The organism is Rhizobium sp. BR 362 (assembly GCF_036528765.1).
Taxonomy (GTDB): domain Bacteria; phylum Pseudomonadota; class Alphaproteobacteria; order Rhizobiales; family Rhizobiaceae; genus Rhizobium.
Genome location: NZ_JARWGH010000009.1, coordinates 80,523 through 106,853, shown reverse-complemented (window position 1 = coordinate 106,853; position 26,331 = coordinate 80,523). Strand labels below are relative to the sequence as shown.

The following is a 26,331-nucleotide window of genomic DNA, read 5'->3' as shown; positions in this document are numbered from 1 at the left end:
CTTTCTCTGCGAAAAAGGCCCCGATGAGAGACAGGGGCGCCCGTCGCATGACGGGCTGAGAAGCACCCTTTGAACCTGAACCAGATAATGCTGGCGGAGGGAGTCGCTCGGGGTCTCGGCGTACTCTTATCGTCATCCCCCGCGTCTCGCCCCGCCCGAAAGGGGCGATATGCAAAACAAGACTCCTCCTGGCTCGCTGGCAGCCATGCGGACAAATCGGCCGCTGGTGCAATGCATCCCCAGCTTCGTCGCGATGGTACACGCCGAAGAGGAAGCCGGCGAATTCGCCGCCTGTATCAGAAGGGCGCTCCCATGATCCGAAACGTCCTCTCCATCGCGGGCTCCGATCCTTCCGGCGGCGCCGGTATTCAAGCCGACCTGAAGACATTTTCGGCACGCGGCGTCTATGGCATGGCGGCGCTGACCGCATTGACGGCCCAGAACACGCAGGGCGTTTCCGGCGTCCACCCCGTTCCCCCGCAATTCGTCGCCGAACAGATCAAGGCGATCTTTGCCGATGTTCGCGTCGACGCCATCAAAATCGGCATGATTGCCAATGCCGCAATTGCCGAAGCGGTTGCCGACGCGCTCGCTCCATATCGAAGCGTTCCGATCGTGCTCGACCCGGTGATGATTGCCAAGGGCGGTGCGGCGCTGCTTGCCGCGGATGCAGTCGACATCCTGACCGAGAGGCTTCTTCCTCTGGCCACGCTGCTGACGCCCAATCTGCCGGAGGCGGCCGCGCTTCTGCATGAGCCGGCTGCCGAAAATCGCGAGACGATGGCCCGGCAGGCGGAAGCACTTATCAAGCTTGGCCCGCGCGCCGTTCTGGTCAAGGGCGGACATCTTGCCGGCGATGAAAGCCCGGATGTGCTCGCAAGTCCGGAGGGTCTGACCTGGTTTGAGGCTGCCCGTGTTCCCACCATGAAAACGCATGGAACCGGCTGCACGCTATCCAGCGCTTTGGCAGCGGAGATCGCCAAGGGCTCGGCGCTGCCAGAAGCCGTCGCGATCGCCAAAGATTATCTCGCAGGCGCTGTTGCCTCAGCCGAAACGCTGTCGGTCGGAACCGGTCACGGACCGCTGCAACACTTTTATGCGCTATGGCCGGCATAGCCCATCAGTTTCGCGCGGCATTACGGCTTCAATTCCCGCTCGAATTCTTCGATCTGTCGGAGAACCCATGGATCATCGGCGGAATATTGAATGGTCTCCGGCTCCACCCACTTTCGGCGCCGATTTAGGATCCAGTCAATCAAAGCGAAAAGCAGCCGCATACGGATTATTCCTGCTCTTTGGGGACTTGAGAGCCCCGACCACCTGCCTCGTGAGCTGGATCGGTAGCCGAGCCTCGATCAACCGCAAGGCGTGCGGCGATTGTTTATTTGCATTTCGCTAAATGAACGGTAGCTGAACGAAGCGCAACTCACAGGCGAATAATTATACCGTCGCTGTTCGTTGGTCATGCCGCGCCTCTCGCTGTCGGATCTGGGTTCCACGCCCGATTTTTCTCCGAAACCTTATCTTACGACCGTCTTATTCTAACCCCGTTGATGGCTGCGCCGGCTTTGCTTTAGGTCGATGAACGTGTGCCAGAGAACCGTGGCAAGGATGATGGCGCCGCCGAAAAAGGTGGCGGCCGGCGGCCTTTCTGAAAAGAACAGCCAGACCCAGAAAGGCGTGAGCACGATCTCCATGGTCCCGATAAGAGCAGCTTCCGCGGGCGGCATGCGCTTCGCCCCGGCAAGAAACAGAACGAGCGCAAAGGAGAAATTGGTTGCCCCGAAGGCGGCAAGCACCAGCCAATTGTGCAGATCGAGCGAGCCGGGCGAGCCGAACGGCGCGAAGATGACAAGTGTCAGGAAGGCGCTGACGATGGTGGGCGGCAGGGTCGCCACGCTGCGGTCGATGCGCGGAATGACGATGATCAGGGCGAAAGATGCCGTCATGCCGAGCGCCAGGAGATCACCGAGGCCGGTGCCGCCCCCGATCGAGGCGGCAACGATGATCGCCACCCCGATCAGGCAGACGCCGCCGGCAACAAGCGTTCGCCTCGGTACGCGCTCCTTCAAGATGACCCAGCCGAGCAAGGCGGCGATGAAAGGCGCCGTCGCGTAGATCATGGTCACGTTCGCAACCGTGGTCATGTAGAGGGCGCCGAGGAAACAGGCTTGGCTGAAGGTCTGGCAGGCGATCATCGCGAGACCCGACGGGTGAAAGATCGAGCTCCACTGGCGGCGCGAGAATCCCCCTTCGAGAAAGAAGCTTGGGATCAGCAGGAACAATCCACCGAACAAAGATCGCCAAGCGATTGCCGTCCAAATGTCCGCGGTGAGCAGCCGCGTATAGATGCCGCTGGCGCTCCAGGCGAGCGTTGCCGCAACGACGAGAGCGACACCCTTTTCGTACTCATTGGCGGAGAAGAACCGGGCCGGGATCTGAATGGTCATGTGCGGTATCTCGGAACGATGCACCTGAACGGGTCATACCTGTGTGCGCCGATATTTGACATCAGACAAACGAATAGTAGAGATAAGTGCTATCGGAAATTTTTGTGGCTTCCCTATGCGTGAACCCATCGAAAGCGATTTGCTGCGGACGTTTCTCGTCATTAGCGAGACGTTGAATTTTTCCGTTGCCGCGCAACGCATCGGCCGCACGCAATCGGCCGTCAGCGCCCAGATCAAACGTCTGGAGGAAATTGTCGGCGAGGCGCTTTTCGAAAGAAGCGCACGCGGCGTCGTGCTGACCAGGTCCGGAAATCAGTTGCTTCCCTATGCTCGACGGATCATCGATCTGTTGAACGAGGCGGCCGCGACGATCCGCACCAAGCCGCTGAACGGGCCTGTCCGGATAGGAATTCCGGAAGAATACAGCCAGACCGTCCTGCCGGCCGCCCTTGCCGCCTTCGCTGTCCGGCACCCTGCCGTCGAAGTCACCGTTTCCTGCGACTACACGGCTCGAAATCTTGCCGCGCTGGAAAAGGACGAACTCGATCTTGCCGTGGTCTTCGACTGGAGCAAGCAGACCACGGGCGAGGTGCTCTGCATCGACCCGACAGTCTGGGTGACGTCTTTGGTGCACCGCCTGCACGACGCAACACCGCTACCCGTCGCGACATACCGGAATTCGACCTGGGCGCGTGATTTTGCACTGCGTTCCCTGGAGCAGCAGGCGCGGCCCTACCGCGTCGCCTTCATTGCCGATACCAGTTCCGGCCTGAAAAACGCCGTCTCAGCGGGCCTTGCCGTCACCACATTGTCCCGCAGCAACATCCCGCATGGTTGCCGGGAACTCACGAGCGATGACGGTTTTCCGCCGGTCGATTCCTCGCGCGTCGTGCTTCGCCGCAATCCCTATCATTCCAGCGAGGCGATCCAGGAGCTCGCGGAAATGGTGCGTGAAGCCTTCCAGCCTATGTCTGCTCTGCTGCAGCCATAGAGCGCCCGCGCAGCCGCCGCCGCGTGCCGGAAGGGCTTTCGGAAAAACTGGCGCGATAGCTGCGGGAAAATGCCGAAGCGGAGTTGAAACCGGTTGCTGCGGCAATCTCCGCGAAAGACTCCTTGGTCTCGATTACCTTGCGTCGCGCGGCGTTGAGCCGAAGAGCGAGATAATGCACATGCGGAGGCGCGCCGATGCTTTCCTGAAAGAGCGCCTGGAGATGACGGGCGCTGACGCCGATGCGTCGCGCAAGGCGCGTCAGCACCAGCGGTTGCTCGATGTTTTCTTCCATCAGCCGTATAGCCTGTGCAACACGCGGGTCGCGCATGCGCAAGCCGGCGGTGGACGGCGAAAGCTCTGCCACATTCTGCATATTGGCCGGCTCATAGATGAAAAGCCGGCTGACTTCGAGCGCAAGCGAATAGCCCTGCCGCCGCCTGATGATCTCCAGCATCAGGTCGACGGTGGGCAGTGAACCGGCTGTGGTAATGCGCTTGCCGTCGATCACGAAACGATCCTTGACGGCACGAACCTGCGGATAGGCCAGCTCGAAATCATCGAAATCCTCCCAATGGACAGCCGCCGAAACGTTGTCGAGAAGGCTCGCCTCGGCAAGCAGCCAACTGCCGGATTCGATGCCGGCGATCATCGAACGGTAGCGCGCGGTTTGCGACAGTTGCATTTTCAACGCCTGCGTCGCGCTGCGCCGCCAATTATAGCTGGCGAGCACGAAAAGCGGCGCCGTGTCCGAGCTCGGTCGAAAACTGCAGGATGCGGGTACGGGGATGTGGCTGGTCGTTTCGGCCGGTGAACCGTCCGGCGTGAAGAGGCGCCAGCGATAAAGCTCCGCTCCGGAAATGCGATTCGCCCCGCGCAGCGGTTCGATCACCGAAGCGATCAGGATGAGGTTCGTTTCCGGAAGCACCAGCAGATCGATGTCGAGCGGCGTGTCGGATGAAGTGAGCACAGGCATCCTCCAGTATTTCCGATAATGTATCGTCTATTTCCGATAATGCAAAGCATGAAGCCGCTGCTTGCCTCGTAATGTCCTCAATACGAGGGAGAACAAAAATGCCTCTTGCTATGAACCGCGATGTCTTCATCACCTGTGCCGTCACCGGCGCCGGCGATACGGTTTCGAAATCCAGCCACGTTCCGATCACTCCCAAGCAGATCGCTGAATCGGCGATCGATGCGGCCAAGGCTGGGGCGGCAGTAGTGCACTGCCATGTCCGCGATCCGGAAACCGGCGCCGCCAGCCGTCGCAACGATCTCTACAAGGAAGTCACGGATCGCATCCGTTCGGCCGATATCGACGTGGTGCTGAATTTGACCGCCGGCATGGGCGGCGACTTGATCTTCGGCGATGTTGAAAGGCCCCTGCCCCTCAACGAGCGGGGTACCGACATGGCCGGTGCGACGGAACGCGTCAGCCATGTCGCCGAATGCCTGCCGGAAATCTGCACGCTCGATTGCGGCACGATGAATTTCAGTCTCGGCGACTATGTGATGACCAATACGCCGGCCATGCTGCGGGCGATGGCGAAGAAGATGACCGACCTCGGCGTGCGTCCCGAGATCGAAGCCTTCGACACCGGCCATCTCTGGTTTGCCAAACAGCTTGCCGAGGAGGGTCTTATTGAGCATCCCGTCCTCATCCAGCTCTGCATGGGCATCCCCTGGGGGGCGCCCGACGACCTCAACACCTTCATGGCGATGGTCAACAACGTTCCCTCGAGCTGGAGCTTCTCTGCCTTTTCCATCGGCCGCAACGCCATGGCCTATCCGGCGGCAGCTGTCCTTGCCGGGGGCAATGTCCGCGTCGGCCTGGAGGACAATCTCTATGCCGGGAAGGGCATGCTCGCCACCAACGCCCAGCTCGTCGAAAAGGCGGTGCAGGTCGTCGAAGGCATGGGCGCGCGCATCATCGGCCCCGAGGATGTCCGCAAGAAATTGAAGCTGACGAAGCGCTGAGGCCCCGATGACCAGGATTAACAAGGCAGCCTGCATCGGCGGCGGCGTCATCGGCGGCGGATGGATCGCCCGTTTCCTGCTGGCCGGCATCGACGTCGATGTCTTCGACCCGCATCCGGAAGCCAGCCGCATCGTCGGCGAAGTGCTTGCGAACGCCGAAAAGGCCTATGCGATGCTGACCGGCGCACCGCTTCCGCCGCGCGGCAAGCTGACATTCAGGGACACGCTTGAAGCGGCCGTCGGCGATGCCGACTGGATCCAGGAAAGCGTGCCCGAACGGCTGGATCTCAAGCGTAAAGTCCTGACGCAGATCGATGCGGTGGCAAGGCCGGATGCCCTGATCGGCTCCTCCACTTCGGGGCTGCTGCCGACCGATCTGCAGCGCGATATGCATCACCCCGAACGCCTCTTCGTCGCCCATCCCTATAACCCCGTCTATCTGTTGCCGCTCGTCGAAATCGTCGGGGGCGAAAAGACCTCCAAGGCGATAATCGAGGCCGCCATGCAGCGGCTGCCGCCGATCGGCATGAAGGGCGTGCATATCGCCAAGGAAATCGAAGCTTTCGTCGGCGATCGCCTGCTGGAAGCTTTGTGGCGCGAGGCGCTCTGGCTGATCAAGGACGATATCTGCACCGTCGAGACGCTGGATGACGTCATTCGCTATTCCTTCGGCCTGCGCTGGGCGCAGATGGGCCTTTTCCAGACCTATCGCATTGCCGGCGGCGAAGCGGGCATGCGGCACTTCCTTGCGCAATTCGGCCCGGCCCTCAAATGGAACTGGACAAAGCTGATGGATGTCGTCGATCTCGATGATGCGCTTGTCGAAAAGATCGGCCAACAGTCGGACGAGCAGGCGGATGGCCTGTCGATCCGTGAGCTGGAGCGCATTCGCGACGAAAATCTCGTAGGCATCCTGCAGACGCTGAAGGGCAGCCATGGCGGCAAGGGCTGGGGTGCCGGCAAGCTGCTTAAAGATTTCGAGCAAGACCTCTGGGCGTCCGCCGGCAATGACAAGAAGCTGGCGGATATCGCACAGCCGCTGCGGCTGATCGAAACCAAGGTCAGCCCGGCATGGGTGGATTATAACGGCCATATGACCGAACACCGCTACCTGCAGGTGTTTGGCGACACATCCGACGCGCTGCTGCGCCTGATCGGCGTCGACTTCGCCTATGTCGAAGGCGGTCACAGCTATTACACCGTGGAGACGCATATTCGTCATCTCGGTGAAGCGAAGCTCGGCCAGGCCATCCATTCGACCGCGCAGATCCTCGGCTCCGACGAGAAGCGGCTGCATGTCTTCCACACGATCTACGACACGGCAAGCAGCGAAGCGATCGCCACCGCCGAACAGATGCTGCTGCATGTCGATGCCAAGGCCGGAAAAGCCGCTCCCGCACCGGAGGAGGTGCTGAGCAAGATAAGGCCGATTGCCGCGGCCCATGCGGAACTGCCGATGCCGGAAGGTGTCGGGCGTCATGTCGGACAAAAACGCTAGGAGGAAGCGGTCATGAATTTCGGGCTCGACGAAGAACAGGAGATGATCGTCAAGACGGTCCGCGATTTCGTCGAGACGGAGATCTATCCGCATGAGAACGAGGTCGAGCGCACCGGCATCGTGGCGCCGGAGCTTGGCCAAGAAATCCGGCGCAAATGCATCGACCTCGGCTTCTATGCCTGCAATTTTCCCGAGGAGATCGGCGGTGCCGGCCTCGACCACGTGACCTTCACGCTTGTCGAGCGTGAGCTCGGCCGCGGCTCGATGGGGCTCACCGTCTTCTTCGGCCGCCCTTCCGGAATTCTGATGGCCTGCGAAGGCGAGCAGCGCGAACGATATCTCCTGCCCGCGGTACGCGGCGAGAAGATCGATGCGCTCGCCATTACCGAACCCGATGCCGGCTCCGACATGCGCGGCATGAAATGCGCGGCGCGGCAGGATGGCGACGATTTCGTTCTGAACGGTACCAAGCATTTCATCTCCCATGCCGATATCGCCGATTTCGTCATCGTCTTTGCCGCGACCGGCGAAGAGGAAACGGCGAAGGGCACCAAGAAGAAGATCACGGCTTTTCTGGTCGATCGCGGCACGCCGGGGTTCGAAATCCTCAAAGGCTATGACTCGGTTTCCCATCGCGGTTATCACAACGTCATTCTGAGCTTCACGGATTGCCGTCTGCCCAAGTCCCAGGTGCTCGGCGAGGTGCATCGCGGCTTCGATATTGCCAATGAATGGCTCTACGGCACGCGTCTGACGGTCGCCGCGAGCTGTGTGGGGCGCGCTCGCCGCGTCTTCGACTTGGCCCTGCCCTATGCGGCGGAACGCAAGCAGTTTGGCCGGCCGATCGGCGCCAACCAGGGCGTGTCGTTCAAGCTCGCCGACATGATCACTGAGATCGACGCCGCCGATCTGCTGACCCTCTCCGCCGCCTGGCGGCTCGATGCCGGTCTTCCGGCCAATCGCGAAATCGCATCGGCCAAGCTCTACGCCTCGGAAATGCTTGCCCGCGTCACCGATGAGGCGATCCAGATTTTCGGCGGCATGGGATTGATGGACGATCTGCCGCTCGCCCGCTTCTGGCGCGATGCCCGCGTCGAACGCATCTGGGATGGAACCTCCGAAATCCAGCGGCACATCATCAGCCGCGATCTGCTGCGACCATTCGGAGCATGATCGGATGATGCAACGCCCGCTCGATCGCCTGATCAGACCGCAAACGATCGCCGTCTTCGGCGGCCGTGAGGCGCGCCGGGTCATCGAACAATGCGATCGCATGGGTTTTGCGGGAGATATCTGGCCCGTGCATCCGACGCTCGATACCGTGCTCGGGCGCCGCTGCTATCGATCGGTGGAAGACCTACCCTCAGCACCGGATGCCGCCTTCGTCGGCGTCAACCGGATGCTGACCATTGATATCGTGCGCGCACTCTCGGCCAGAGGCGCCGGCGGCGCCGTCTGCTACGCGTCCGGCTTCAGCGAAGCCGTCGCTGAACTGGCCGATGGCGTCGCGCTGCAGGAGGCTTTGGTCAATGCAGCCGGCGACATGCCGATCATCGGGCCGAATTGTTACGGGATAATCAACGGTTTGGATGGCGCCCTGCTCTGGCCAGACCAGCACGGCATGGTGCGGGTGGAACGTGGCGTTGCCATTCTCACCCAATCCTCCAACATCGCCATCAATCTTTCCATGCAAAGGCGCGGCCTGCCGATCAGCTATCTGATGACGGCAGGCAACCAGGCGCAGATCGGACTATCGGATCTCGCCCTCGCCGTCCTGGAAGATCCCCGCGTTACGGCAATCGGCCTGCATATCGAGGGGTTCGGCAATATTCAGACGCTGCAAAAGCTTGCGATGCGCGCGAGGGAACTGCGAAAACCCGTCGTTGCCCTGAAGGTCGGCAAATCCGAGCAGGCGCAGCGCGCCGCCGTTTCGCATACGGCATCCCTTTCCGGCAGCGACGCCGTTGCCGATGCGGTTCTCGCCCGTCTCGGTATCGGCCGGGTGGCGACGCTGCCGGAACTCATCGAAACGTTGAAACTACTGCACGTGACCGGCCCGCTTAAAAGCAATGCGATTTCTTCTATGAGCTGTTCCGGCGGCGAGGCTTCGCTGATGGCCGATGCCGCGATCGGTCGAGCGGTGGATTTCCGTGGCCTGAAAGCGGAGCAATTGCCCGCCTTGCGGCGCAGTCTCGGCGAAATGGTCACGCTCTCGAATCCTCTCGACTATCACACCTTCGTTTGGGGCGATCTTTCCCGCCAATCGGAGGCCTTCACCGCCATGTTCCAAGGCGACTACGCACTCAATCTGATCGTCCTCGATTTTCCCCGGGACGATCGGTGCGATGCGGCGGACTGGATGACGACGATTGCTGCGGTCGGAGCTGCGGCAAAGCTTACCGGCGCCCGTGCGGGCATCCTGGCGACGCTGTCTGAAAACATGCCGGAGGCGATTGCCTCGCAGCTCATCTCGGATGGCATCGTGCCGCTCTGCGGCATCAGCGAAACCATTGCCGCGGCGGAAGTTGCAAGCCGCATCGGTGCGGCCTGGCCTGCTCAGTCGCCACTGCCGTTGCTCGACATACCTGCGACCGCGGGCGAAATCGAAACCCTAAGCGAGGCGGTTGCTAAGGCGGAGTTGTCCGCGGCCGGTCTCACCGTTCCATTGGGGGCAACGGCATCCAGTCCGACCGACGCCGCCGAGCAGGCGCAACGCCTTGGCTTTCCCGTCGCGCTGAAGGCTTTGGGCGTCGAACACAAGTCCGAAGTTGGAGCCGTCGTACTCAACCTCTGGGATGTAGAGGCGGTACGAAACGCGGCGGAGCGGATGGCCTCCGCCGCCTCCGGATATTTGGTCGAACGCATGATCGAGCGCCCTGTCGCGGAGTTGATCGTGGGCGCCGTTCGCGATCCCGTCGTCGGATTGACATTGACGATCGGCGCGGGTGGAATTCTGGTGGAATTGCTTGAAGATTCTGTCATTTTACCTCTTCCGGCAACAAAGGAAGAGGTGCTGGAAGCCATTTCGCGGCTGAGAGTCAGGAAATTGATCGAAGGCTATCGCGGCGGAGCGAAGACCAGCCTCGAGACAGTTGCCGACCCCATCCTATCAGCGGCAGAATATGTCGTAAAAAATGCTGCGCGGCTTGAGGAACTGGACATTAATCCATTGATGGTTCTGCCTGAAAATCGTGGCGTCGTTGCCGCAGACGCCCTCATCCGGCTGAGGAGATAAGGGAAGTTGCAAAGCCCCATTCGCACCAGGCGTGATAACGGTATTTTGGAGGTCATCATCGACCGGCCGAAAGCAAACGCCATCGACCTTGCGACAAGCCGCGACATGGGCCTGATCTTCCGTAATTTCCGTGACGATCGCGATCTGCGCGTCGCGATCGTTTCAGGTGCCGGCGAGAAGTTTTTTTCGGCCGGTTGGGATTTGAAGGCGGCTGCCACCGGCGATGCGGTGGATGGCGACTATGGCGTCGGCGGTTTCGGCGGCCTGCAGGAACTTCGCGATCTCAACAAGCCGGTGATTTGTGCCGTCAACGGCATCTGTTGCGGCGGCGGCCTCGAGATTGCTCTTTCCGCCGATCTGATCATCGCCGCCGAGCATGCGACCTTCGCCCTTCCGGAGATCCGCTCTGGGACTGTCGCAGACGCCGCATCGATCAAATTGCCGAAGCGCATTCCCTATCATATTGCCATGGACATGCTCCTGACAGGCCGCTGGCTCGACGTCGCCGAGGCTCATCGTTGGGGTTTCGTCAATGAAGTCGTTGCTGCGGACCGATTGATGGACCGAGCATGGCAACTTGCCGAGCTTCTCGAAAGCGGCCCGCCGCTCGTCTACGCTGCCATCAAGGAAATTGTCCGCGAGGCAGAGGGGATGACGTTTCAAACTGCCATGAACAAGATCACCAAACGGCAGTTTGCGACCGTCGACGCCCTCTATTCGAGCGAGGATCAATTGGAAGGCGCAAGGGCATTTGCGGAGAAGCGAAGCCCAATCTGGAAAGGAAAGTGAGAAAGCGGCGACAACCGCATTATTTTCTTGCATGATTGCGGGCAAGCTTCCAGCGGAGAGGAAACCGCATCCGAAGCCTTGCCCAAAAGTTCTGTCAACGCACCAAGAAGAAGGAACAGGGGAATGAACGACTACACGAAGCATTTGGCAAGCCGTGTGACCTCGGGCGGTCTGAGCCGTCGCGAATTCATGGGACGCGCCATGGCGGCCGGCATGACATTGGCACTTGCCGACCAGCTTTTTACCGAAAGCGCGATGGCAGCGGAACCGAAACGCGGTGGGCATCTGAAACTCGGACTTGAAGGCGGTGCCGCCACCGACTCTAAGGACCCGGCAAAATTCCTGTCGCAGTTCATGTTCTGCGTCGGCCGTTGCTGGGGCGACATGCTAGTCGAATCCCATCCGCTGACCGGTGCTGCCGTGCCGGCGCTCGCCGAATCCTGGGAACCCTCGAAGGACGCCGTTACTTGGACCTTCAAGATCCGCAAAGGTGTCAAGTTCCACAACGGCAAGGATCTGACCATCGAAGACGTCGTTGCCACGCTAAAGCGGCACACGGACAGCAAGTCCGAATCTGGCGCGCTGGGCGTCATGAAATCGATCAAGGACATCAAGGCCGACGGCGACAACCTCATCTTGACCCTGACCGAAGGCAACGCCGACATGCCGTTGCTGCTCTCAGACTACCATCTCGTCATCCAGCCGAATGGCGGCAATGACGATCCCCTCGCCTCGATCGGTACCGGTCCCTATAAGCTCGTCAGTTTCGAGCCCGGCGTACGCGCGACGTTCGAGAAGAACAAGGACGATTGGCGTACCGATCGCGGTTACGTCGATACCGTCGAAATCATCGGCATGAACGATGCGACCGCGCGTATTGCTGCACTGTCGTCCGGCCAGGTGCACTATATCAACCGCGTCGACCCGAAGACCGTGGACCTGTTGAAGCGCGCACCCAATGTCGAAATCCTGTCGACCGCCGGCCGCGGGCACTACGTGTTCATCATGCATTGCGATAAGGCGCCGTTCGACAATAACGATCTTCGCCTGGCGCTGAAATATGCGATGGATCGTGAAACCATGGTGAAGAAGATCCTCGGCGGCTATGGCAAGGTCGGCAATGACTTCCCGATCAACAGCACCTATGCCCTCTTCCCCGAAGGCATCGAGCAGCGTACCTACGATCCCGACAAGGCTGCCTTCCACTACAAGAAGTCCGGCCATAGCGGCGCCGTACTGCTGCGCACCTCGGAAGTCGCCTTCCCCGGCGCCGTCGACGCCGCCGTTCTTTACCAGGAAAGCTGCAAGAAGGCCGGCATCAACATCGAGGTTAAGCGCGAGCCGGGCGACGGCTACTGGACCAACGTCTGGAATGTTCAGCCTTTCTCCACCTCCTACTGGGGCGGCCGGCCGACGCAGGATCAGATGTATTCCACCGCCTATCTCTCGACGGCCGATTGGAACGATACCCGCTTCAAGCGTCCGGACTTCGACAAGCTTCTCCTCGAAGCCCGCGCCGAACTCGACGAAGCCAAGCGCAAGGAGCTTTATCGCACCATGGCGATGATGGTCCGGGACGAGGGCGGTGTCATTCTCCCGATGTTCAACGACTTCGTGAACGCCTCCACCAAGCAGGTGAAGGGATATGTTCACGATATTGGCAACGACATGTCGAACGGCTACGTCGCGACCCGAGTCTGGCTGGAGAGCTGATGCCTGAAGCAGGGCGGAAACGCCCTCATCTCTAACGGAGCCGGGATCGCGGAAAATCTTCGCGGTCCTCCTGACGTTTCAGCGCGAGGCATCAGCCATGTCCAATATACAACCCAGCACAGTCCTGCCCGGATTGCGGTTCAAGCAGCGCTTTCCGCTGCTGTCCCTCATTATCGAGCGCTTCTTGCTCAGCCTCGTGCTGCTTTTCGCGGTCTCGGTCCTGATATTCGGCGGCCTCGAAGCCTTGCCGGGCGATTTCGCCACGACCTATCTCGGCCAGTCGGCAACACCGCAGGCCGTCGCCAATATCCGCACCGAACTCGGCCTCAATCGGCCTGTCACCACCCGTTACGTCGAATGGCTCGGCAACGCCGTTCGTGGGGATTTCGGTACATCCTGGGCCAGCAAAAATTCCGTCAGCGAGCAGATCGGCAAGCGTCTCGGTAACTCGCTTTTTCTTGCCGCCTGCGCCGCAGTGATCTCGGTGCCGCTCGCCGTCGGGCTCGGGATGCTAGCCGTGCATTTCCGAAACCGTCTGCCTGACAAGATCATCAACGTGATCTCGCTGGCGGCGATCTCGCTGCCGGAATTCTTCATCGGTTACCTGCTCATCCTGTTTTTCGCAGTGAAATTCGGGATCGCGACATTTCCAGCGACCGTCTATGACGGCATGGCCTTTGTCGACCGGCTGAAGGCCATCGCCCTGCCGACGGCAACGCTGGTGCTCGTCGTTCTAGCTCACATGATGCGCATGACGCGGGCCGCGATCCTGTCGGTAATGTCATCCGCCTATATGGAAACGGCGGAATTGAAGGGCCTTAGCGCCTTTCGCGCGATCGTCAAACATGCCGCCCCCAACGCGCTGGCGCCGATCATCAACGTCGTGGCGCTGAACCTCGCCTATCTTATCGTTGGCGTCGTCGTCGTCGAAGTGGTGTTCGTCTATCCCGGCATGGGCCAGTACATGGTCGACGCCGTTACCGTGCGCGACATGCCGGTGGTCCAAGCCTGCGGACTGATCTTCGCCGCCGTCTACATCCTGCTCAACATGGTTGCCGATATCCTGGCGATCGTCGCCAACCCGCGTCTGAGGCATCCGCGATGAGATTGAGAGACATCCCCATCACCGCCTGGGTCGGCATCATCGGCATATTGCTCGCCTTCGTCTGTGCGATCTTTGCGCCCCTGATCGCGCCCTACGGCGAAACCGACGTCGTCGGCAACGTCTGGCAGCCGGCCGACGCACAGTTCTTCTTCGGTCTCGACAATCTCGGCCGCGATATCCTTTCGCGGCTGATCTACGGCGCCCGCACCACGCTGTTCGTGGCGCTGGCGGCGACGATCATTTCGTTTTCGCTCGGCATCATCCTGAGCTTCACTGCCGCCGTCTCACGCGGATTGATCGACACGGCCTTCTCGCGCTTCAACGACCTGATGATGTCGATCCCGACCTTGATCTTCGCGCTCGTTGTATTGGCGGTGCTGCCACAGAATCTCGTCGTGCTCATCCTCGTCATGGCAATCCTTGATTCGACGCGCGTCTACCGCCTCGGCCGTGCCGTCGCGCTGGATGTGGCCGTCATGGAATTCGTGGAAGCCGCCAAACTGCGCGGCGAAGGCAAGGTCTGGATCATCTTCCGCGAAATCCTGCCGAACACGCTCTCGCCATTGCTGGCGGAGTTCGGCTTGCGTTTTGCCTTTTCGATCCTGTTTCTGTCGACGCTCTCCTTCCTCGGACTCGGCATCCAGCCGCCGTCCGCCGATTGGGGCGGCATGGTGAAGGACAATAAGGACGGCATCATCTTCGGCATTTCCGCCGCCCTCGTGCCGGGCTCCGCGATCGCGGCGCTCGCAGTCTGTGTCAATCTGGTGGTCGACTGGCTCTTGAAGCGCACCTCCAGCCTCAAGGGAGGACGTGGCGATGCCTGAGCTTCTTTCCGTTCGCGATCTCAAGATCGAAGCCACCAGCTATCCGCCCGGCGAGCCCCCGAAGCGGGTCACGATCGTCAACGGCGTGTCCTTCGATCTCAAAAAGGGCAAGGTGCTCGGCCTGATCGGCGAGTCCGGTGCCGGCAAGTCCACCATCGGTCTCTCGGCGCTGGCCTATGGCCGCGGCGGCGCGGAAATCACCGGCGGCACGGTGCTGCTCGATGGCGTCGATATTCTTCCGCTCGGAAAAGCCGGCATCCGCAGAATTCGCGGTGCGCGCGTCTGCTACGTCGCACAATCGGCTGCAGCGGCGTTCAATCCCGCCCATAAGCTCGGCGAGCAAGTGATCGAAGCTTCCGTCAAGCACGGCTTGATGACGAAGGACGAGGCGAAGAAGCGCGCGCTTTACCTCTTCCGGGTCCTTGGTCTGCCCAACCCCGAAACCTTCGGCGACCGCTTTCCGCACCAAGTCTCGGGCGGCCAGCTTCAGCGTGCGATGACGGCGATGGCGCTTTGCTCCAATCCTGAGCTGATCGTCTTCGACGAGCCGACCACCGCACTCGACGTGACGACGCAGATCGACGTCCTGGCGGCGATCAAGCATGCCATCGAGGAGACCCATACGGCAGCACTCTACATCACGCACGACCTTGCGGTCGTCGCGCAGATCTCCGACGACATCATGGTGCTGCGGCACGGCAAAAAGGTGGAATACGGCCCTGTGCAGCAGATCATCGAGGCGCCACGGGAAGACTATACCCGCGCGCTCGTCAATGTTCGCCAGACGGCACGGGAAGAAGCGGTGGATCAATCCAACACGCTTTTGAAAGTCGAGCACGTTAGCGCTGAATATTCGAATGGCTTCAAGGTCTTGCACGATGTTTCGCTACATGTTCCCAAAGGGCAGACTCTCGCGATCGTTGGCGAATCCGGCTCCGGCAAGTCGACGCTTGCGCGCGTCATCACCGGACTCTTGCCGCCCAGCGATGGCGGGATTTCTTTCGACAGCAAACCGCTGACCCCAGCACTTAGAAACCGCTCGCGCAACGAGCTGCGGCGCATTCAACTGATCTACCAGATGGCCGATACCGCCATGAACCCGCGCCAGACCGTGCGCGACATCATCGGCCGTCCTCTTACTTTCTATTACGGCCTGCGCGGGGCGGCAAAGACGACGCGGGTAAAAGAACTGCTCGAGCAAATCGAAATGGGCAATGGTTTCATCGACCGTTACCCGGCGGAGCTTTCCGGAGGCCAGAAGCAGCGTGTGGCGATTGCGCGTGCCCTTGCCGCCAAGCCGGAACTCATCCTCTGCGATGAGCCCACCTCGGCGCTCGATCCGCTCGTTGCGGAAGGCATTCTGAAACTGCTGATGCGGCTCCAGGAGGAATCTCAGCTCTCCTACATCTTCATCACGCATGATATCGCCATCGTGCGCGCCATCGCCGATAGCGTCGCGGTCATGCATCGCGGCAGGCTTGTGCGCTTCGGGCCGAAATCGAAGGTGCTTTCGCCGCCTTTCGACGACTACACGGACCTTCTGTTGAAATCAGTGCCGGAAATGGAGATCGGCTGGCTGGAGCGTGTGCTGACTACGAGAAAGATGGAGAGCGCCGGGAATTGAAGGCTCGAAATCTTCGGGTACTCATTTGGATCTGACGGCTTTGTCGCAAGATCGGTGCCGTCAATACTCTGCCGGCACCACGTACACTTCCGCGGATGGATCTGCGAGGAATGAGCGTACCGTCGGCGGCAGCTGGCGTGACGACAACGGCAACGGCCCGCAGCGCGAGAGAAGTTCACGCAAGTCGGGCTCGGCACCGACATGACGCCAGATCATCCGCGAAGCATAGGGAAGATTTTCCTTTCGCCACGAGACCCCCATTGTCGTGCCGCGCAAATAGACACGTTGATACTCGTCGAATGGTAGAAGGATCGTTTGCGACAACATTGAGCTCGGGCCGATGACGCGCTCGGTGATGAATACACGGTTCCGATAGAACGCCGCCAAACCCACATATTTTGAAAACTGCTGAATGCCATTTCCAGGGTCCCGCAGGCGCTCCATTGACTTGACGTGCACCAGCCCACCTTGCTCGACAAGGCGGCTGCAGGAGCATACGACCATTCCAGGCCAAGACGGCGAGCGATGGTAGGTCTGGTAATAGCCAATATGGCGTCTCAGGGCAGTCAGATTTCCCGGAAACGCCTTTAAAAGCTCCGAAGTTTCGCTGAAACCGAGGGTCGGTCGCCGAAGCCGTTCCCGAAAGAGCTTGGGGGTAAGAGCAAAGTCCGCGGCCTCAAGATCGAAATATTTGGCAATGCGCGCAAGGTTATGGGCCGACGGCCTCGTTTGACCGTTGATGTATCGATTGAATTGCTGCCGATTAATATCGATCGCGCGGCACAGATGCGAAATGGAACGCTGTGTGGCACAAGCAATCTTGAGGTTCTCGACCAGGTGAGTCATCGGTAGCTCCGTCTTGATGACGTTAGCGTAAACTCGCTTAAAGAAGCGTCAAGTCGCGAAATTGCGTGAGCCGGCCCGACCTCTAGGTTTCCCCCTTAGAGAACTGAAAAAAGGGAACTGCAATGACGCATCAAAAGGATCAATCTTCGCAGCTGAAAATCAGCCGCCGCCACTTCCTCGGCGGTGCCGTTGCCTTGGGCGCTTTGCCGAGCCTTACCGCGGGCTTCTTGATGCCGCGTGACGCCCGTGCTCAGGAAGCCAAACATGGCGGCCATTTGAAACTTGGCCTCAAGGGCGGCGCCACCAGCGATGCGCTCGATCCTGCAACATACAGCGCCTCCGTCCTGTTCGTCATTGGCCGCCTCTGGGGCGATACGCTTGTCGAATCCGACCCCAAGACGGGTGCTCCCTTACCGTCGCTGGCAACTTCCTGGACGCCATCAGCAGATGCATCCGTCTGGACCTTCAAGATCAGGAACGACGTGCAGTTTCACGACGGCGGCAAGATGACCGTCGCCGACATCGTCGCGACGCTGAAGCGACATGCTGACAAGAATTCGCAGTCCGGTGCTCTGGGGCTGATGGCCTCGGTCACCGGTATCGAAGACAAGGCGGGCGATCTTGTCCTGACGCTTTCGGAAGGCAATGCGGATTTGCCGCTCCTTCTCACCGACTACCACCTGATCATCCAACCGAAAGGTGGCGTCGAAAAGCCTGCGGCCGCCATCGGCACCGGCCCTTACATTCTGAAGAACTTTGAACCTGGCGTTCGTGCTTCCTTTGAGAAGAACCCCAGAGACTGGCGCGCCGATCGCGGCTTTGTCGACAGCGTGGAAATACTCGTCATGAACGACAACACCGCCCGCATCGCCGCCCTTGCCTCCGGTCAGGTCCATTTCGTCAACAATGTCGACCCCAAGACCGTCGCGATGCTGAAGCGCGCGCCGAATGTCGACATCGTCCGCAGTGCCGGCAAGGGCTTCTATAGTTTTCTGATGCATTGCGACACGGAACCTTTCGATAACAGCGACCTCCGGCTTGCGCTGAAATATGCCGTCGATCGCCAGTCGATCCTCGACAAGGTACTAGGCGGCTACGGAACGATCGGCAACGACTATCCGGTCAATTCCAATTACGCTCTCGCGCCAACCGATATCGAGCAGCGTCCATATGACCCCGATAAGGCCGCCTTCCATTTCAAGAAATCGGGTCTCGACCGTCCGATCCTGTTGCGTACATCCGACGCAGCCTTCCCGGGCGCCGTGGATGCGGCGATCCTGTTCCAGCAAAGCGCCCGCCAGGCCGGGATCACGATCGACGTCAAGCGCGAACCGGAAGATGGCTACTGGACCAATGTTTGGAACAAGCAGCCCTTCTGCGCCTCCTTCTGGGGCGGCCGCCCGACACAGGATTCGCGCTATTCCACCTCTTATCTGTCGACTGCCGAATGGAACGACACGCATTTCAAGCGGCCTGACTTCGACAAGATGGTGCTGCAGGCAAGGTCCGAGCTCGATGAGTCCAAGCGCAAGGAACTTTATCGCCATCTGGCCCTGATGGTGCGAGATGATGGTGGTCTCATCCTGCCCGTTTTCAACGACTATCTCATGGCCGCTTCGAAAACGTTGAAAGGATATGTCGACGACATCGGCAACGATATATCGAATGGCTACATCGGCAGCCGGGTGTGGTTCGATGCTTAGAAATCTTCGGGATATATGATCATGACCGACCGCAGCTTCACCACCATCGAAAACCACTGGATCACCCTTAAGGACGGCACGCGCCTTGCGGCGCGTATCTGGATGCCCGACGGCGCGGAAAGCAATCCGGTGCCGGCAGTATTCGAATTCCTGCCTTACCGCAAGCGCGACGGAACGAGCCCTCGCGATGAATCGACTTACCCGATATTTGCTGCCGCGGGCATCGCCGGTGTCCGTGTCGATATTCGTGGCTCGGGCGAGTCCGACGGCGTTATCGATGGCGAATATACCGAGCTTGAGCTTGCCAATGCCTGCGAGCTGACCGCCTGGATCGCGGCACAGCCTTGGTCGAACGGCTCCGTCGGCATGATGGGCATTTCCTGGGGCGGTTTCAACAGCTTGCAGGTCGCGGCGCTTCGCCCGCCCGCGCTTAAAGCGGTGATATCGATCGCTTCGACGGTCGACCGCTATAATGACGATATCCACTATAAGAATGGCTGCCATCTTTCGGCGCAGCTTTCCTGGGCCGCGACCATGCTCGGTTATCAATCCCGCTCGCCCGACCCAGAGATCGTCGGCGACCGCTGGCGGGACATGTGGCTGCAACGCCTGGAGAACGAACCCTTCTTCATGGAGGAATGGCTGCAGCATCAGCGCCGCGACGATTTCTGGCGGCATGGTTCGATCTGCGAAAATTTCGCCGATGTCGATATTCCCGCCCTTGTCATTGCTGGCTGGGCGGACGGCTATCGCAACACGCCGCTGATGGCTGTCGAAGGTCTCGGCGACAAGTCAAAAGCGCTGATCGGTCCGTGGGTTCACAAGTATCCGCATTTTGCCTGGCCGAAACCGCGCGCCGATTTTCACGGCGAGGCGATCGCCTGGTGGAACCGTTGGCTGCGCGGCGATAGGAACGCTGCAGAGAACTTACCGCAGGTGCGCGCCTATATTCTCGACGCAGTGCGGCCTGCGCCGCGCCGGGAATTCGATCCCGGCTTCTGGATCGCCAAGCAGGATTGGCAGAAGCCGGACATGCAGTGCTTCTATGTCGAGCAGTTCGGCACGCTAATGGAGGGCATGCCGATCCCGCACGCGCCGGAACACGCCGTACATCTACGCTCGCCCCTCGATACGGGTACGACCTCGGGCGAATATTTCACCTTGAAGCCCGATGCCGAAATGGCGATCGATCAGCGTCTCGACGATGCCGGTTCGCTGACCTTCCAGACCACACCACTATCAGCCGACCATGATTATCTCGGCCGTCCGGTCGTTACTCTCTGCCTGCGCTGCGATGCCGAAACGGCCAATCTTTGCGCCAGGCTTATCGATCTCCATCCCGACGGCACCGCGACGCGGGTCTCCTTCGGCGTGCTCAATCTCGCCCATCGTGAGGGCAATGCCGAGCCGAAGCCCCTGACGAAGGGCGAACGCACGACAATCAGGCTGACACTGGATGCCTGCGGCTATCGCTTCCGAAAAGGCCATCGTCTCGTTCTTTCGCTCTCGACGGCCTACTGGCCGATGATCCTGCCGCCGCCGGGAAATCCCGGGCTGACGATCGATATCGCCTCAATTGGCTTCGCTCTGCCGAAGCTCGGAACATATGAAACCATCGACATCAAGCAGCCGGACAATCCCGACCCGCTGCCGAAATATATCGAACACGCTCCGGCCGCGACCAAGCGTCAGGTCGTCCGCGATCTCTCCGCCAACAAGACCCATTATGAAATCCGCGAGGACACAGGCCTTTTTGAACATCCGGGTACCGGCCTTTCCACACGCCAGCTTCGCGAAGAAGTCTGGTCCATCGCGCCGGACGATCCGCTATCGATGAGTGGGACCTCTATCTGGACATGCGACATGCGGCGGCCGGGATGGTACGTCCGCACGGTGGCGATGGCGACGATTTCCTGCACGGCAACCGAATGGATCATCCGCGCGTCCGTCATCGCCTTCGAAGACAACACGCAAATTTTCGAAAAAATCTTCGAAGAGAAGCGTATCCCGCGCGATCTGATGTGATCAGTTCGATCCGGCAAAACGGCCGGCTGCTTCGCATATGGCGCGAAAACCAACGCGCGCGCCCTCGCTCATATGCCGCGCGCGCAACCAGGCATGCACCATCTGCGGCTCTTCGCGAAACCAGACCTCGACGCCCGCCTGGGCGAGCCTTGCCGCATAGTTGCGGCCGTCATCGCGCAGCGGATCGAAATGCGCGACAGTGATGAAGGCGGGCGGAAGGTTGGCAAACGATGATAAGGCAAGCGGTTCGGCGACGGGATCACCAGCCGGTGCTTGCAACATGGTGCGATAATAGCCGACGTCGGCGGTCGTCAGCCCCGGCGCATTCGCCATCTCCTCGTAGGAACCGGAAACAAGATCTCCGCCGAGCGTCGGATAGATCAGGACCTGCCCGGCAATGCCTGAAAGCCCTTCACCCTTTGCCCGAACGGCGAGCCCCGCCGCCAGATTGCCGCCGGCGCTGTCGCCGATGAGCACGACCGTCTTTCCTTCGGCCAACAAGGATTTCAGAACGCCATAGCAATCATCTGTCTGTGCAGGCCAGCGATGTTCGGGCACCAGGCGATAATCGACCGACACCAGCTCGGTCCCGACATGGTCGGCGATCTCAGCGCAGATCGCATGATGGCTCTCGAGCGAACCGACCACGAAGCCGCCGCCGTGGAGATAGAGCAGGCATGTCAAGGTTCGGATCGTCCGCGGCTGATAGCGCCTGACCGGAATTCTCCCCATCGCCATTTCATCCTGCGTGCGCATGCCGTCGGGCAGCGGGCGGTCGAAACGGCTGCAAAGTACGTCATACCATTGCCGCTGCTGCTCTATGGACGCTGACACGGCATCAGGCGGATAGAAGGAATCGCAGATCTCCATGAATTGCAGAATGCCCGGCTCGGTCGGTCGGGGTTGCTGGGAAAAATCCATGGGATACCCTCATGATAAGGCTCATCGTGCAACCATAACATCATCGGCGGAAACCGCTAATCCCAGGACGGCCTGCGACATTGCAATGACGACAGGAGGCGCCAAAGCTTCGGGTGTCAACGAGCCACCCGATGGCCGGGCGAAATCTCCACGTAACTCAGCGGCTGCATGATGTGGTGCGGAGGCCGGATCGGGCTTTTCAGCTCGTCGGCGGCAATGCCGTGCTTAAATTTCCGCCGTGCCGGATCCGGAACGGGCACTGCCGACATCAGCTTCTTGGTATAGGGGTGCTGCGGGTTTTCGAACACCGCCTGACGCGGCCCGATCTCGACGATTTCGCCGAGATACATCACCGCGACGCGGTGGCTGACCCGCTCGACGACGGCCATGTCATGCGAGATGAACAGAAAGGCGAGCTTCAGGCTTTGCTGCAGGTCGAGCAGCAGGTTGATGACCTGCGCCTTGATGGAAACGTCGAGGGCGGAGACGCTTTCGTCAGCGATGATCACCTTCGGATCGAGGGTCAGCGCCCGCGCGATGCAGATACGCTGACGCTGCCCACCGGAAAACTCGTGCGGATAGCGTGTCGCCATATCCGGCGAGAGGCCGACCTTCACCAGGAGGTCGGCAACCTTCTCGGGTGCTTGTTTTGCCGTTCCCATCTTGTGTTCGAGGTAGGGCTCCGCAACCGCAGCGCCGATCGTCATGCGCGGATTGAGGCTGGCGAAGGGATCCTGGAAGATCATCTGCACCTTGCGGCGCATATCGCGCAAACCCTTGCGATCGAGGAACAGCATCTCCTCGCCATCGACAAGCACCGAGCCGCTTTGCGGCTCGATCAGGCGCATGATGGCGCGGCCCGTCGTCGACTTGCCGCAACCGGATTCGCCGACCAGCGACAACGTCTCGCCGGCACTAAGATCGAAAGAGACGTTTTCGACCGCATGCACCCTGCCCTGCAGCCTGCCGAAAAGGCCGGAATGAATGTCGAACCGTTTGCAGAGGTTCCTAACCTGCAGCACGGGCCGCTGCGTGGCCGCAACGGTATCGGCAGCCTCGGTCAGCGGCTCCGCCTGACCGGTCTCGCTGTTGACGACTGGAAACCGCAGGGGCCGCTCACGCCCCTTCATCGACCCGAGGACAGGAACCGCCAAAAGCAGCGCCCGTGTATAGGGATGTTTGGCGCGGGAGAATATCTCGCTGGTCTTCCCCGTCTCCACCTGCTCGCCGCGATACATTACGATGGTGCGGTCGGCGATTTCAGCGACCACGCCCATGTCGTGGGTGATGAACAGCACGGATGTTCCCTGCTCTTCCTGCAGCATCTTGATGAGATCGAGGATCTGGCCCTGGATGGTGACGTCGAGCGCCGTGGTCGGCTCGTCGGCGATCAGCAGCTTCGGGCGCGAGGCGAGCGCCATGGCGATCATCACGCGCTGGCGCATGCCGCCGGAAAAACGATGCGGATATTCATCGAAGCGCGAGGCGGCCGAGGGAATGCGCACGCGCTCCAGAAGCCGGATCGTCTCTGCCTTCGCTTCGGCTCTCGATATCTCGCCGTGGCAGAGCAGCGCCTCGGAAATCTGGTCGCCGATGGTGAAGAGCGGATTGAGGCTGGTCATCGGCTCCTGGAAGATCATCGCGACGTCCTTGCCGCGGACCCTGCGCATTTCGCTTTCCGGCAGCGACAGAATATCTCGCCCGCCGAGCATGATCCGGCCGGTGATCCGGCTCATGTCCTGCTGCAAAAGCCGCATGATCGACAGCGAGGTGACGCTCTTGCCGGAACCGGATTCGCCGACGATCGCCACGGTCTCACCCGGCACTACGGTGAAAGAGACGTCACGCACCACCGGCTTCCAGGCTCCCTCCACCAGAAAGGAGGTCGTCATTCCCTCCACCGAAAGCACGGGCTCCTTGAGCTTTGAAGTCTGGTTTCTGCTGGCCATCGTCATTCCCTTGTTCACCGCCTCAGTCCGGCCAACGCAACAGACCGTCGAAGCGGCGACGGCTGCGATCTTCCAGGGACGTCGCAATGATCTCGTTCGAAGCTTGCGCCTTGTCGAGCTCTTCGCCGATCCGGGCTGCCACGACTGCCTCCTCGCCGGGATGTAGGTTGCAGGGATCGAGATAGAAGTAATTGTGCTCCACCTCGTGGTCGCGCACAATAATCGGCGGATTTCCGCGTGCCAAAGCATCGGCCAGATCCCAGGCTGTAATGTGGGCCTCGCGCGGATCGATGGTGAGACGCAGCCGATCGAGCGGATTGTTGGTCGGATCCGGTTCGATCACCGCCTTGACGCCGGGACGGCCGTCGAAGTGGTCGCGCCAGAGATGGAGATAGCCGGTCTCGCGCTCCCGGATGCCGGCATGGTCGCGCGTCTCCCAGGCTTGGAGCGCCGCCATCACGCCGAAGATGCTTTCCTTGCCGACTTTCATGCCGCGGCCGATGCCCAGATTTTGCAGGAAGGTATTGCGAACCATGTCCTTGCGCCCTGCAACGATGCCCGAGGTCGGGCCGCCGAGGAATTTGTGACCGGAGTAGAGAACGAGATCCGCCCCCTGTGCCAGGAAGATGCGCAGATCATATTCGGAAGCTGCATCGACAATGACGGGCACGCCCTTGGCATGGGCGATCTCGCAAAATTCCTTGAGGCTCAGCATGCCGTAATTCACGACATGATGCGAAACGACATAGAGTGCGGCGGCCGTATTTTCGGTGATCGCGCCTTCGAGATGATGCCGGTATGTCGAGGTGGCCTGGCCGATCAGCACGACCTTGCCACCTGCAAGGCGCACGGCCTGGTCGACCGGTGCGCCGTAGCTCACCACATGCCCCATCTGAACGATGACTTCGTTTTTATCGCCGCGCACCTCGGGAAGACGTTCGATCGCGGCAAGGTCGTTGCCGGTAATGGCGGCGGCAACTGCCAGGCTGATGCCGGCCGAGCAGGAAGCAGTGACGAAACCCGCTTCGCCGCCGGTCAGCCGCGCGATGACCGCACTTGCCTTGCGCTGCAGGTCGTTGATCTCGATGAATTGCGGCAGGATGGAGCCCATTGCCGCAATGGCCTGCGGAACGACGATCGATGCACCAAGGCTCGTCATCGTGCCCGAGACATTGATGACGGGGCGAAGTCCGACGGACGGACGAATGTTTTCATTCGGCATGGGATCTCCAGATTTTTTTGCTGCGGGCCAGTGCTTGCAGTACCGAGCCATCGACAGCTATGCCATAATTATGTAATAAACCACCGATTTGAACGGGAGTTCGGTTTTTGGACGCAAAGACATCACGCATCGGCTACTCCGAGAACGAGGCGGCCAATGAAAATGACGGCAATGTCGTCAAAGGATCGCGGCGCTCGCGCGTCAGCGGCATCGATCGGGCAATGCAGGTCATCGATTATCTCTACGAAACCGGCGCGCCCTGTGGTGTCTATGCCGTTGCCAAGGCAATCGGCGCACCGCTCTCGACCGTCTACGTCATTGTCGACGACCTCGTTGAGAAGAACCTTCTCAGCCGCAATGCCGATGGCACGATTTGGCTCGGCGCCCGTCTTTACCACTACGGGCTCGCCTATGCCCGATCGCTCGATTTCATGAGCGTCGCCACCCACGAAATGCATGATCTCTGCCGGCAAACCGGGGAAACCGTTCAGGTTTGTGGCCGCGACGGCGACCACATGCTCGTTCTCGCCATGGCGGACGGCCCAAGCCATTTCCAGGTCGCCTCGCGCGTCGGCACGCGGGTGCCGCTCAACTGGACGGCGTCCGGCCGCCTGCTGGTCGGCCACCTGCCGGAAGAAGAACGCATCGCGCTTTTCCGGCATTGCGCGCGTACCTCTCCGACCGGCCGCGCCGATGTCGATCCGGTGACGCTGTCGACGGCGGCGGCAAAAGCGCTGGAATCGCGCCTCTCGATCCAGGCAGGCGAGTCCGATTATGCCGTCGCCTGCATTGCTTCGCCCGTGTGCGACCGCGATGGCCAATGCGTTGCCACCATCTCCATCGTTCTGCCGGAGCAGAAAGCCTTTTCCGACAAAGGCCATTACGTCGCTCAGGTTCAAAGCTCGGCGGAAAAGATCGAGAGGTTGATGGGCTGGCGCGGCCATTGACGTCCTTCTCTTCTCTCAGCCGTGCAACGCTACGATCGCTTCGATCTCGACCGTGATATTGCCCGGCAACGAGCCGAAGCCGACGGCGGAGCGGGCATGTTGGCCGGCCGCCCCGAAGACTTCGATGAACAGGTCGGAGCAGCCATTGATCACGCTCGGATGATCGGCGAAATCGGGTGTGGCATTGACCATGCCCAAAAGCTTGACCACCCGCTTGACGCGCTTCAGATCGCCGAGCGCATCCTGCATGACGGCGAGCAGATTGATGCCCGTCAGCCGCGCATGGCCGTAAGCCTGTTCGATGCCGACCTCTGCGCCGACCTTGCCGAAGTGCATCGTGCCGTCGGCCTCCCGCGGACCTTGGCCGGACAAATAAAGCATGTTGCCTTCGAGAACATGCGTCACGAAATTGGCGATCGGCGGCGGCGCTGGCGGCAGCGCGATGCCGAGGGTGGAGAGGCGCTCATAGGGCGAACCCGACGCGCTCTCGGCTGTGGCTGAAGACTGGTTCACAC

At 60.5% G+C, this 26,331-nt stretch carries 21 protein-coding genes, 1 pseudogene and 1 riboswitch; of the genes and pseudogenes, 15 read left to right on the top strand and 7 right to left on the bottom strand.

Annotated features, from left to right (window positions below; translation table 11 throughout):
* The first annotated feature begins 22 nt into the window (after positions 1-22).
* A riboswitch (TPP riboswitch) is annotated at positions 23-119 on the top strand.
* 50 nt (positions 120-169) lie between these two features.
* Together QDY28_RS31000 and thiD are read left to right on the top strand one after the other, a co-directional pair.
* Positions 170-289: pseudogene (locus tag QDY28_RS31000) on the top strand (hydroxyethylthiazole kinase); the annotation flags it as partial.
* 23 nt (positions 290-312) lie between these two features.
* Positions 313-1,116 carry a bifunctional hydroxymethylpyrimidine kinase/phosphomethylpyrimidine kinase gene (gene thiD / locus QDY28_RS15075; RefSeq protein ID WP_331382495.1) on the top strand — a complete coding sequence of 268 codons (804 nt, stop codon included), beginning with the start codon at positions 313-315 and terminating at the stop codon, positions 1,114-1,116.
* A gap of 425 nt (positions 1,117-1,541) precedes the next feature.
* Here the strand turns inward: thiD and QDY28_RS15070 are convergent, their stop codons facing one another.
* The gene (locus tag QDY28_RS15070) at positions 1,542-2,450 is read right to left on the bottom strand and encodes a DMT family transporter (protein ID WP_331382494.1); all 909 of its coding nucleotides are present in this window, start codon (positions 2,448-2,450) and stop codon (positions 1,542-1,544) included.
* A 115-nt stretch (positions 2,451-2,565) separates the two neighbouring features.
* Between QDY28_RS15070 and QDY28_RS15065 the strand changes: the two genes are divergently transcribed.
* Complete coding sequence (locus tag QDY28_RS15065; protein ID WP_331382493.1) at positions 2,566-3,441, top strand: LysR substrate-binding domain-containing protein; 876 nt, start codon at positions 2,566-2,568, stop codon at positions 3,439-3,441.
* On the opposite strand, the gene QDY28_RS15060 is transcribed toward QDY28_RS15065, so the two are convergent.
* Positions 3,416-4,414, bottom strand: coding sequence for a GlxA family transcriptional regulator (locus QDY28_RS15060; protein ID WP_331382492.1), 999 nt, complete (start codon positions 4,412-4,414; stop codon positions 3,416-3,418). The genes QDY28_RS15065 and QDY28_RS15060 overlap by 26 nt on opposite strands.
* A gap of 98 nt (positions 4,415-4,512) precedes the next feature.
* Here QDY28_RS15060 and QDY28_RS15055 point away from each other — a divergent pair, with 98 nt between their 5' ends.
* From QDY28_RS15055 to QDY28_RS15015, 9 genes are all read left to right on the top strand, one after another.
* A complete protein-coding gene (locus tag QDY28_RS15055; RefSeq protein ID WP_331382491.1) occupies positions 4,513-5,415 on the top strand; it encodes a 3-keto-5-aminohexanoate cleavage protein in 903 nt (300 codons plus the stop codon).
* A 7-nt stretch (positions 5,416-5,422) separates the two neighbouring features.
* Complete coding sequence (locus QDY28_RS15050; RefSeq protein WP_331382490.1) at positions 5,423-6,913, top strand: carnitine 3-dehydrogenase; 1,491 nt, start codon at positions 5,423-5,425, stop codon at positions 6,911-6,913.
* A gap of 12 nt (positions 6,914-6,925) precedes the next feature.
* Complete coding sequence (locus QDY28_RS15045) at positions 6,926-8,086, top strand: acyl-CoA dehydrogenase family protein (protein ID WP_331382489.1); 1,161 nt, start codon at positions 6,926-6,928, stop codon at positions 8,084-8,086.
* A 4-nt stretch (positions 8,087-8,090) separates the two neighbouring features.
* Entirely contained in the window at positions 8,091-10,148 is a 2,058-nt protein-coding gene (locus QDY28_RS15040; RefSeq protein WP_331382488.1) for an acetate--CoA ligase family protein, read from the top strand.
* A gap of 6 nt (positions 10,149-10,154) precedes the next feature.
* Positions 10,155-10,937, top strand: a complete 783-nt coding sequence (locus QDY28_RS15035) for a carnitinyl-CoA dehydratase (protein ID WP_331382487.1) — start codon at positions 10,155-10,157, stop codon at positions 10,935-10,937.
* Between the two features lie 123 nt (positions 10,938-11,060).
* A complete protein-coding gene (locus tag QDY28_RS15030) occupies positions 11,061-12,650 on the top strand; it encodes an ABC transporter substrate-binding protein (protein WP_331382486.1) in 1,590 nt (529 codons plus the stop codon).
* A 97-nt stretch (positions 12,651-12,747) separates the two neighbouring features.
* Positions 12,748-13,755, top strand: a complete 1,008-nt coding sequence (locus tag QDY28_RS15025; RefSeq protein WP_331382485.1) for an ABC transporter permease — start codon at positions 12,748-12,750, stop codon at positions 13,753-13,755.
* Positions 13,752-14,579, top strand: a complete 828-nt coding sequence (locus QDY28_RS15020) for an ABC transporter permease (protein ID WP_331382484.1) — start codon at positions 13,752-13,754, stop codon at positions 14,577-14,579. Before QDY28_RS15025 ends, QDY28_RS15020 begins: the two co-directional genes overlap by 4 nt.
* Entirely contained in the window at positions 14,572-16,203 is a 1,632-nt protein-coding gene (locus tag QDY28_RS15015) for an ABC transporter ATP-binding protein (RefSeq protein ID WP_331382483.1), read from the top strand. Before QDY28_RS15020 ends, QDY28_RS15015 begins: the two co-directional genes overlap by 8 nt.
* 60 nt (positions 16,204-16,263) lie before the next feature.
* On the opposite strand, the gene QDY28_RS15010 is transcribed toward QDY28_RS15015, so the two are convergent.
* Entirely contained in the window at positions 16,264-17,049 is a 786-nt protein-coding gene (locus QDY28_RS15010) for a helix-turn-helix domain-containing protein (protein WP_331382482.1), read from the bottom strand.
* A gap of 122 nt (positions 17,050-17,171) precedes the next feature.
* Between QDY28_RS15010 and QDY28_RS15005 the strand changes: the two genes are divergently transcribed.
* A complete protein-coding gene (locus QDY28_RS15005; protein ID WP_331382481.1) occupies positions 17,172-18,752 on the top strand; it encodes an ABC transporter substrate-binding protein in 1,581 nt (526 codons plus the stop codon).
* Positions 18,753-18,773: 21 nt separating this feature from the next.
* Positions 18,774-20,777 (top strand): CocE/NonD family hydrolase, encoded by a 2,004-nt coding sequence (locus tag QDY28_RS15000; protein WP_331382480.1) that lies wholly within the window; start codon positions 18,774-18,776, stop codon positions 20,775-20,777.
* Here the strand turns inward: QDY28_RS15000 and QDY28_RS14995 are convergent, their stop codons facing one another.
* From QDY28_RS14995 to QDY28_RS14985, 3 genes are all read right to left on the bottom strand, one after another.
* Complete coding sequence (locus tag QDY28_RS14995; RefSeq protein WP_331382479.1) at positions 20,778-21,698, bottom strand: alpha/beta hydrolase; 921 nt, start codon at positions 21,696-21,698, stop codon at positions 20,778-20,780.
* Between the two features lie 116 nt (positions 21,699-21,814).
* Positions 21,815-23,647 (bottom strand): ABC transporter ATP-binding protein, encoded by a 1,833-nt coding sequence (locus QDY28_RS14990; RefSeq protein WP_331382478.1) that lies wholly within the window; start codon positions 23,645-23,647, stop codon positions 21,815-21,817.
* Positions 23,648-23,669: 22 nt separating this feature from the next.
* Positions 23,670-24,869, bottom strand: a complete 1,200-nt coding sequence (locus tag QDY28_RS14985; protein ID WP_331382477.1) for an aminotransferase class V-fold PLP-dependent enzyme — start codon at positions 24,867-24,869, stop codon at positions 23,670-23,672.
* A gap of 107 nt (positions 24,870-24,976) precedes the next feature.
* Between QDY28_RS14985 and QDY28_RS14980 the strand changes: the two genes are divergently transcribed.
* The gene (locus QDY28_RS14980) at positions 24,977-25,816 is read left to right on the top strand and encodes an IclR family transcriptional regulator (protein WP_331382476.1); all 840 of its coding nucleotides are present in this window, start codon (positions 24,977-24,979) and stop codon (positions 25,814-25,816) included.
* 15 nt (positions 25,817-25,831) lie between these two features.
* On the opposite strand, the gene QDY28_RS14975 is transcribed toward QDY28_RS14980, so the two are convergent.
* Positions 25,832-26,329: a RidA family protein gene (locus QDY28_RS14975; protein WP_331382475.1), complete on the bottom strand. Its 498-nt coding sequence runs from the start codon at positions 26,327-26,329 to the stop codon at positions 25,832-25,834.
* Between the last annotated feature and the right edge of the window lie 2 nt (positions 26,330-26,331).

Coding starts and splice junctions, on each gene's coding strand:
- thiD (WP_331382495.1), top strand. CDS start 313: ATGATCCGAAACGTCCTCTCCATCGCGGGCTCCGATCCTTCCGGCGGC.
- QDY28_RS15070 (WP_331382494.1), bottom strand. CDS start 2,450: ATGACCATTCAGATCCCGGCCCGGTTCTTCTCCGCCAATGAGTACGAA.
- QDY28_RS15065 (WP_331382493.1), top strand. CDS start 2,566: ATGCGTGAACCCATCGAAAGCGATTTGCTGCGGACGTTTCTCGTCATT.
- QDY28_RS15060 (WP_331382492.1), bottom strand. CDS start 4,414: ATGCCTGTGCTCACTTCATCCGACACGCCGCTCGACATCGATCTGCTG.
- QDY28_RS15055 (WP_331382491.1), top strand. CDS start 4,513: ATGCCTCTTGCTATGAACCGCGATGTCTTCATCACCTGTGCCGTCACC.
- QDY28_RS15050 (WP_331382490.1), top strand. CDS start 5,423: ATGACCAGGATTAACAAGGCAGCCTGCATCGGCGGCGGCGTCATCGGC.
- QDY28_RS15045 (WP_331382489.1), top strand. CDS start 6,926: ATGAATTTCGGGCTCGACGAAGAACAGGAGATGATCGTCAAGACGGTC.
- QDY28_RS15040 (WP_331382488.1), top strand. CDS start 8,091: ATGATGCAACGCCCGCTCGATCGCCTGATCAGACCGCAAACGATCGCC.
- QDY28_RS15030 (WP_331382486.1), top strand. CDS start 11,061: ATGAACGACTACACGAAGCATTTGGCAAGCCGTGTGACCTCGGGCGGT.
- QDY28_RS15025 (WP_331382485.1), top strand. CDS start 12,748: ATGTCCAATATACAACCCAGCACAGTCCTGCCCGGATTGCGGTTCAAG.
- QDY28_RS15020 (WP_331382484.1), top strand. CDS start 13,752: ATGAGATTGAGAGACATCCCCATCACCGCCTGGGTCGGCATCATCGGC.
- QDY28_RS15015 (WP_331382483.1), top strand. CDS start 14,572: ATGCCTGAGCTTCTTTCCGTTCGCGATCTCAAGATCGAAGCCACCAGC.
- QDY28_RS15010 (WP_331382482.1), bottom strand. CDS start 17,049: ATGACTCACCTGGTCGAGAACCTCAAGATTGCTTGTGCCACACAGCGT.
- QDY28_RS15005 (WP_331382481.1), top strand. CDS start 17,172: ATGACGCATCAAAAGGATCAATCTTCGCAGCTGAAAATCAGCCGCCGC.
- QDY28_RS15000 (WP_331382480.1), top strand. CDS start 18,774: ATGACCGACCGCAGCTTCACCACCATCGAAAACCACTGGATCACCCTT.
- QDY28_RS14995 (WP_331382479.1), bottom strand. CDS start 21,698: ATGGATTTTTCCCAGCAACCCCGACCGACCGAGCCGGGCATTCTGCAA.
- QDY28_RS14990 (WP_331382478.1), bottom strand. CDS start 23,647: ATGGCCAGCAGAAACCAGACTTCAAAGCTCAAGGAGCCCGTGCTTTCG.
- QDY28_RS14985 (WP_331382477.1), bottom strand. CDS start 24,869: ATGCCGAATGAAAACATTCGTCCGTCCGTCGGACTTCGCCCCGTCATC.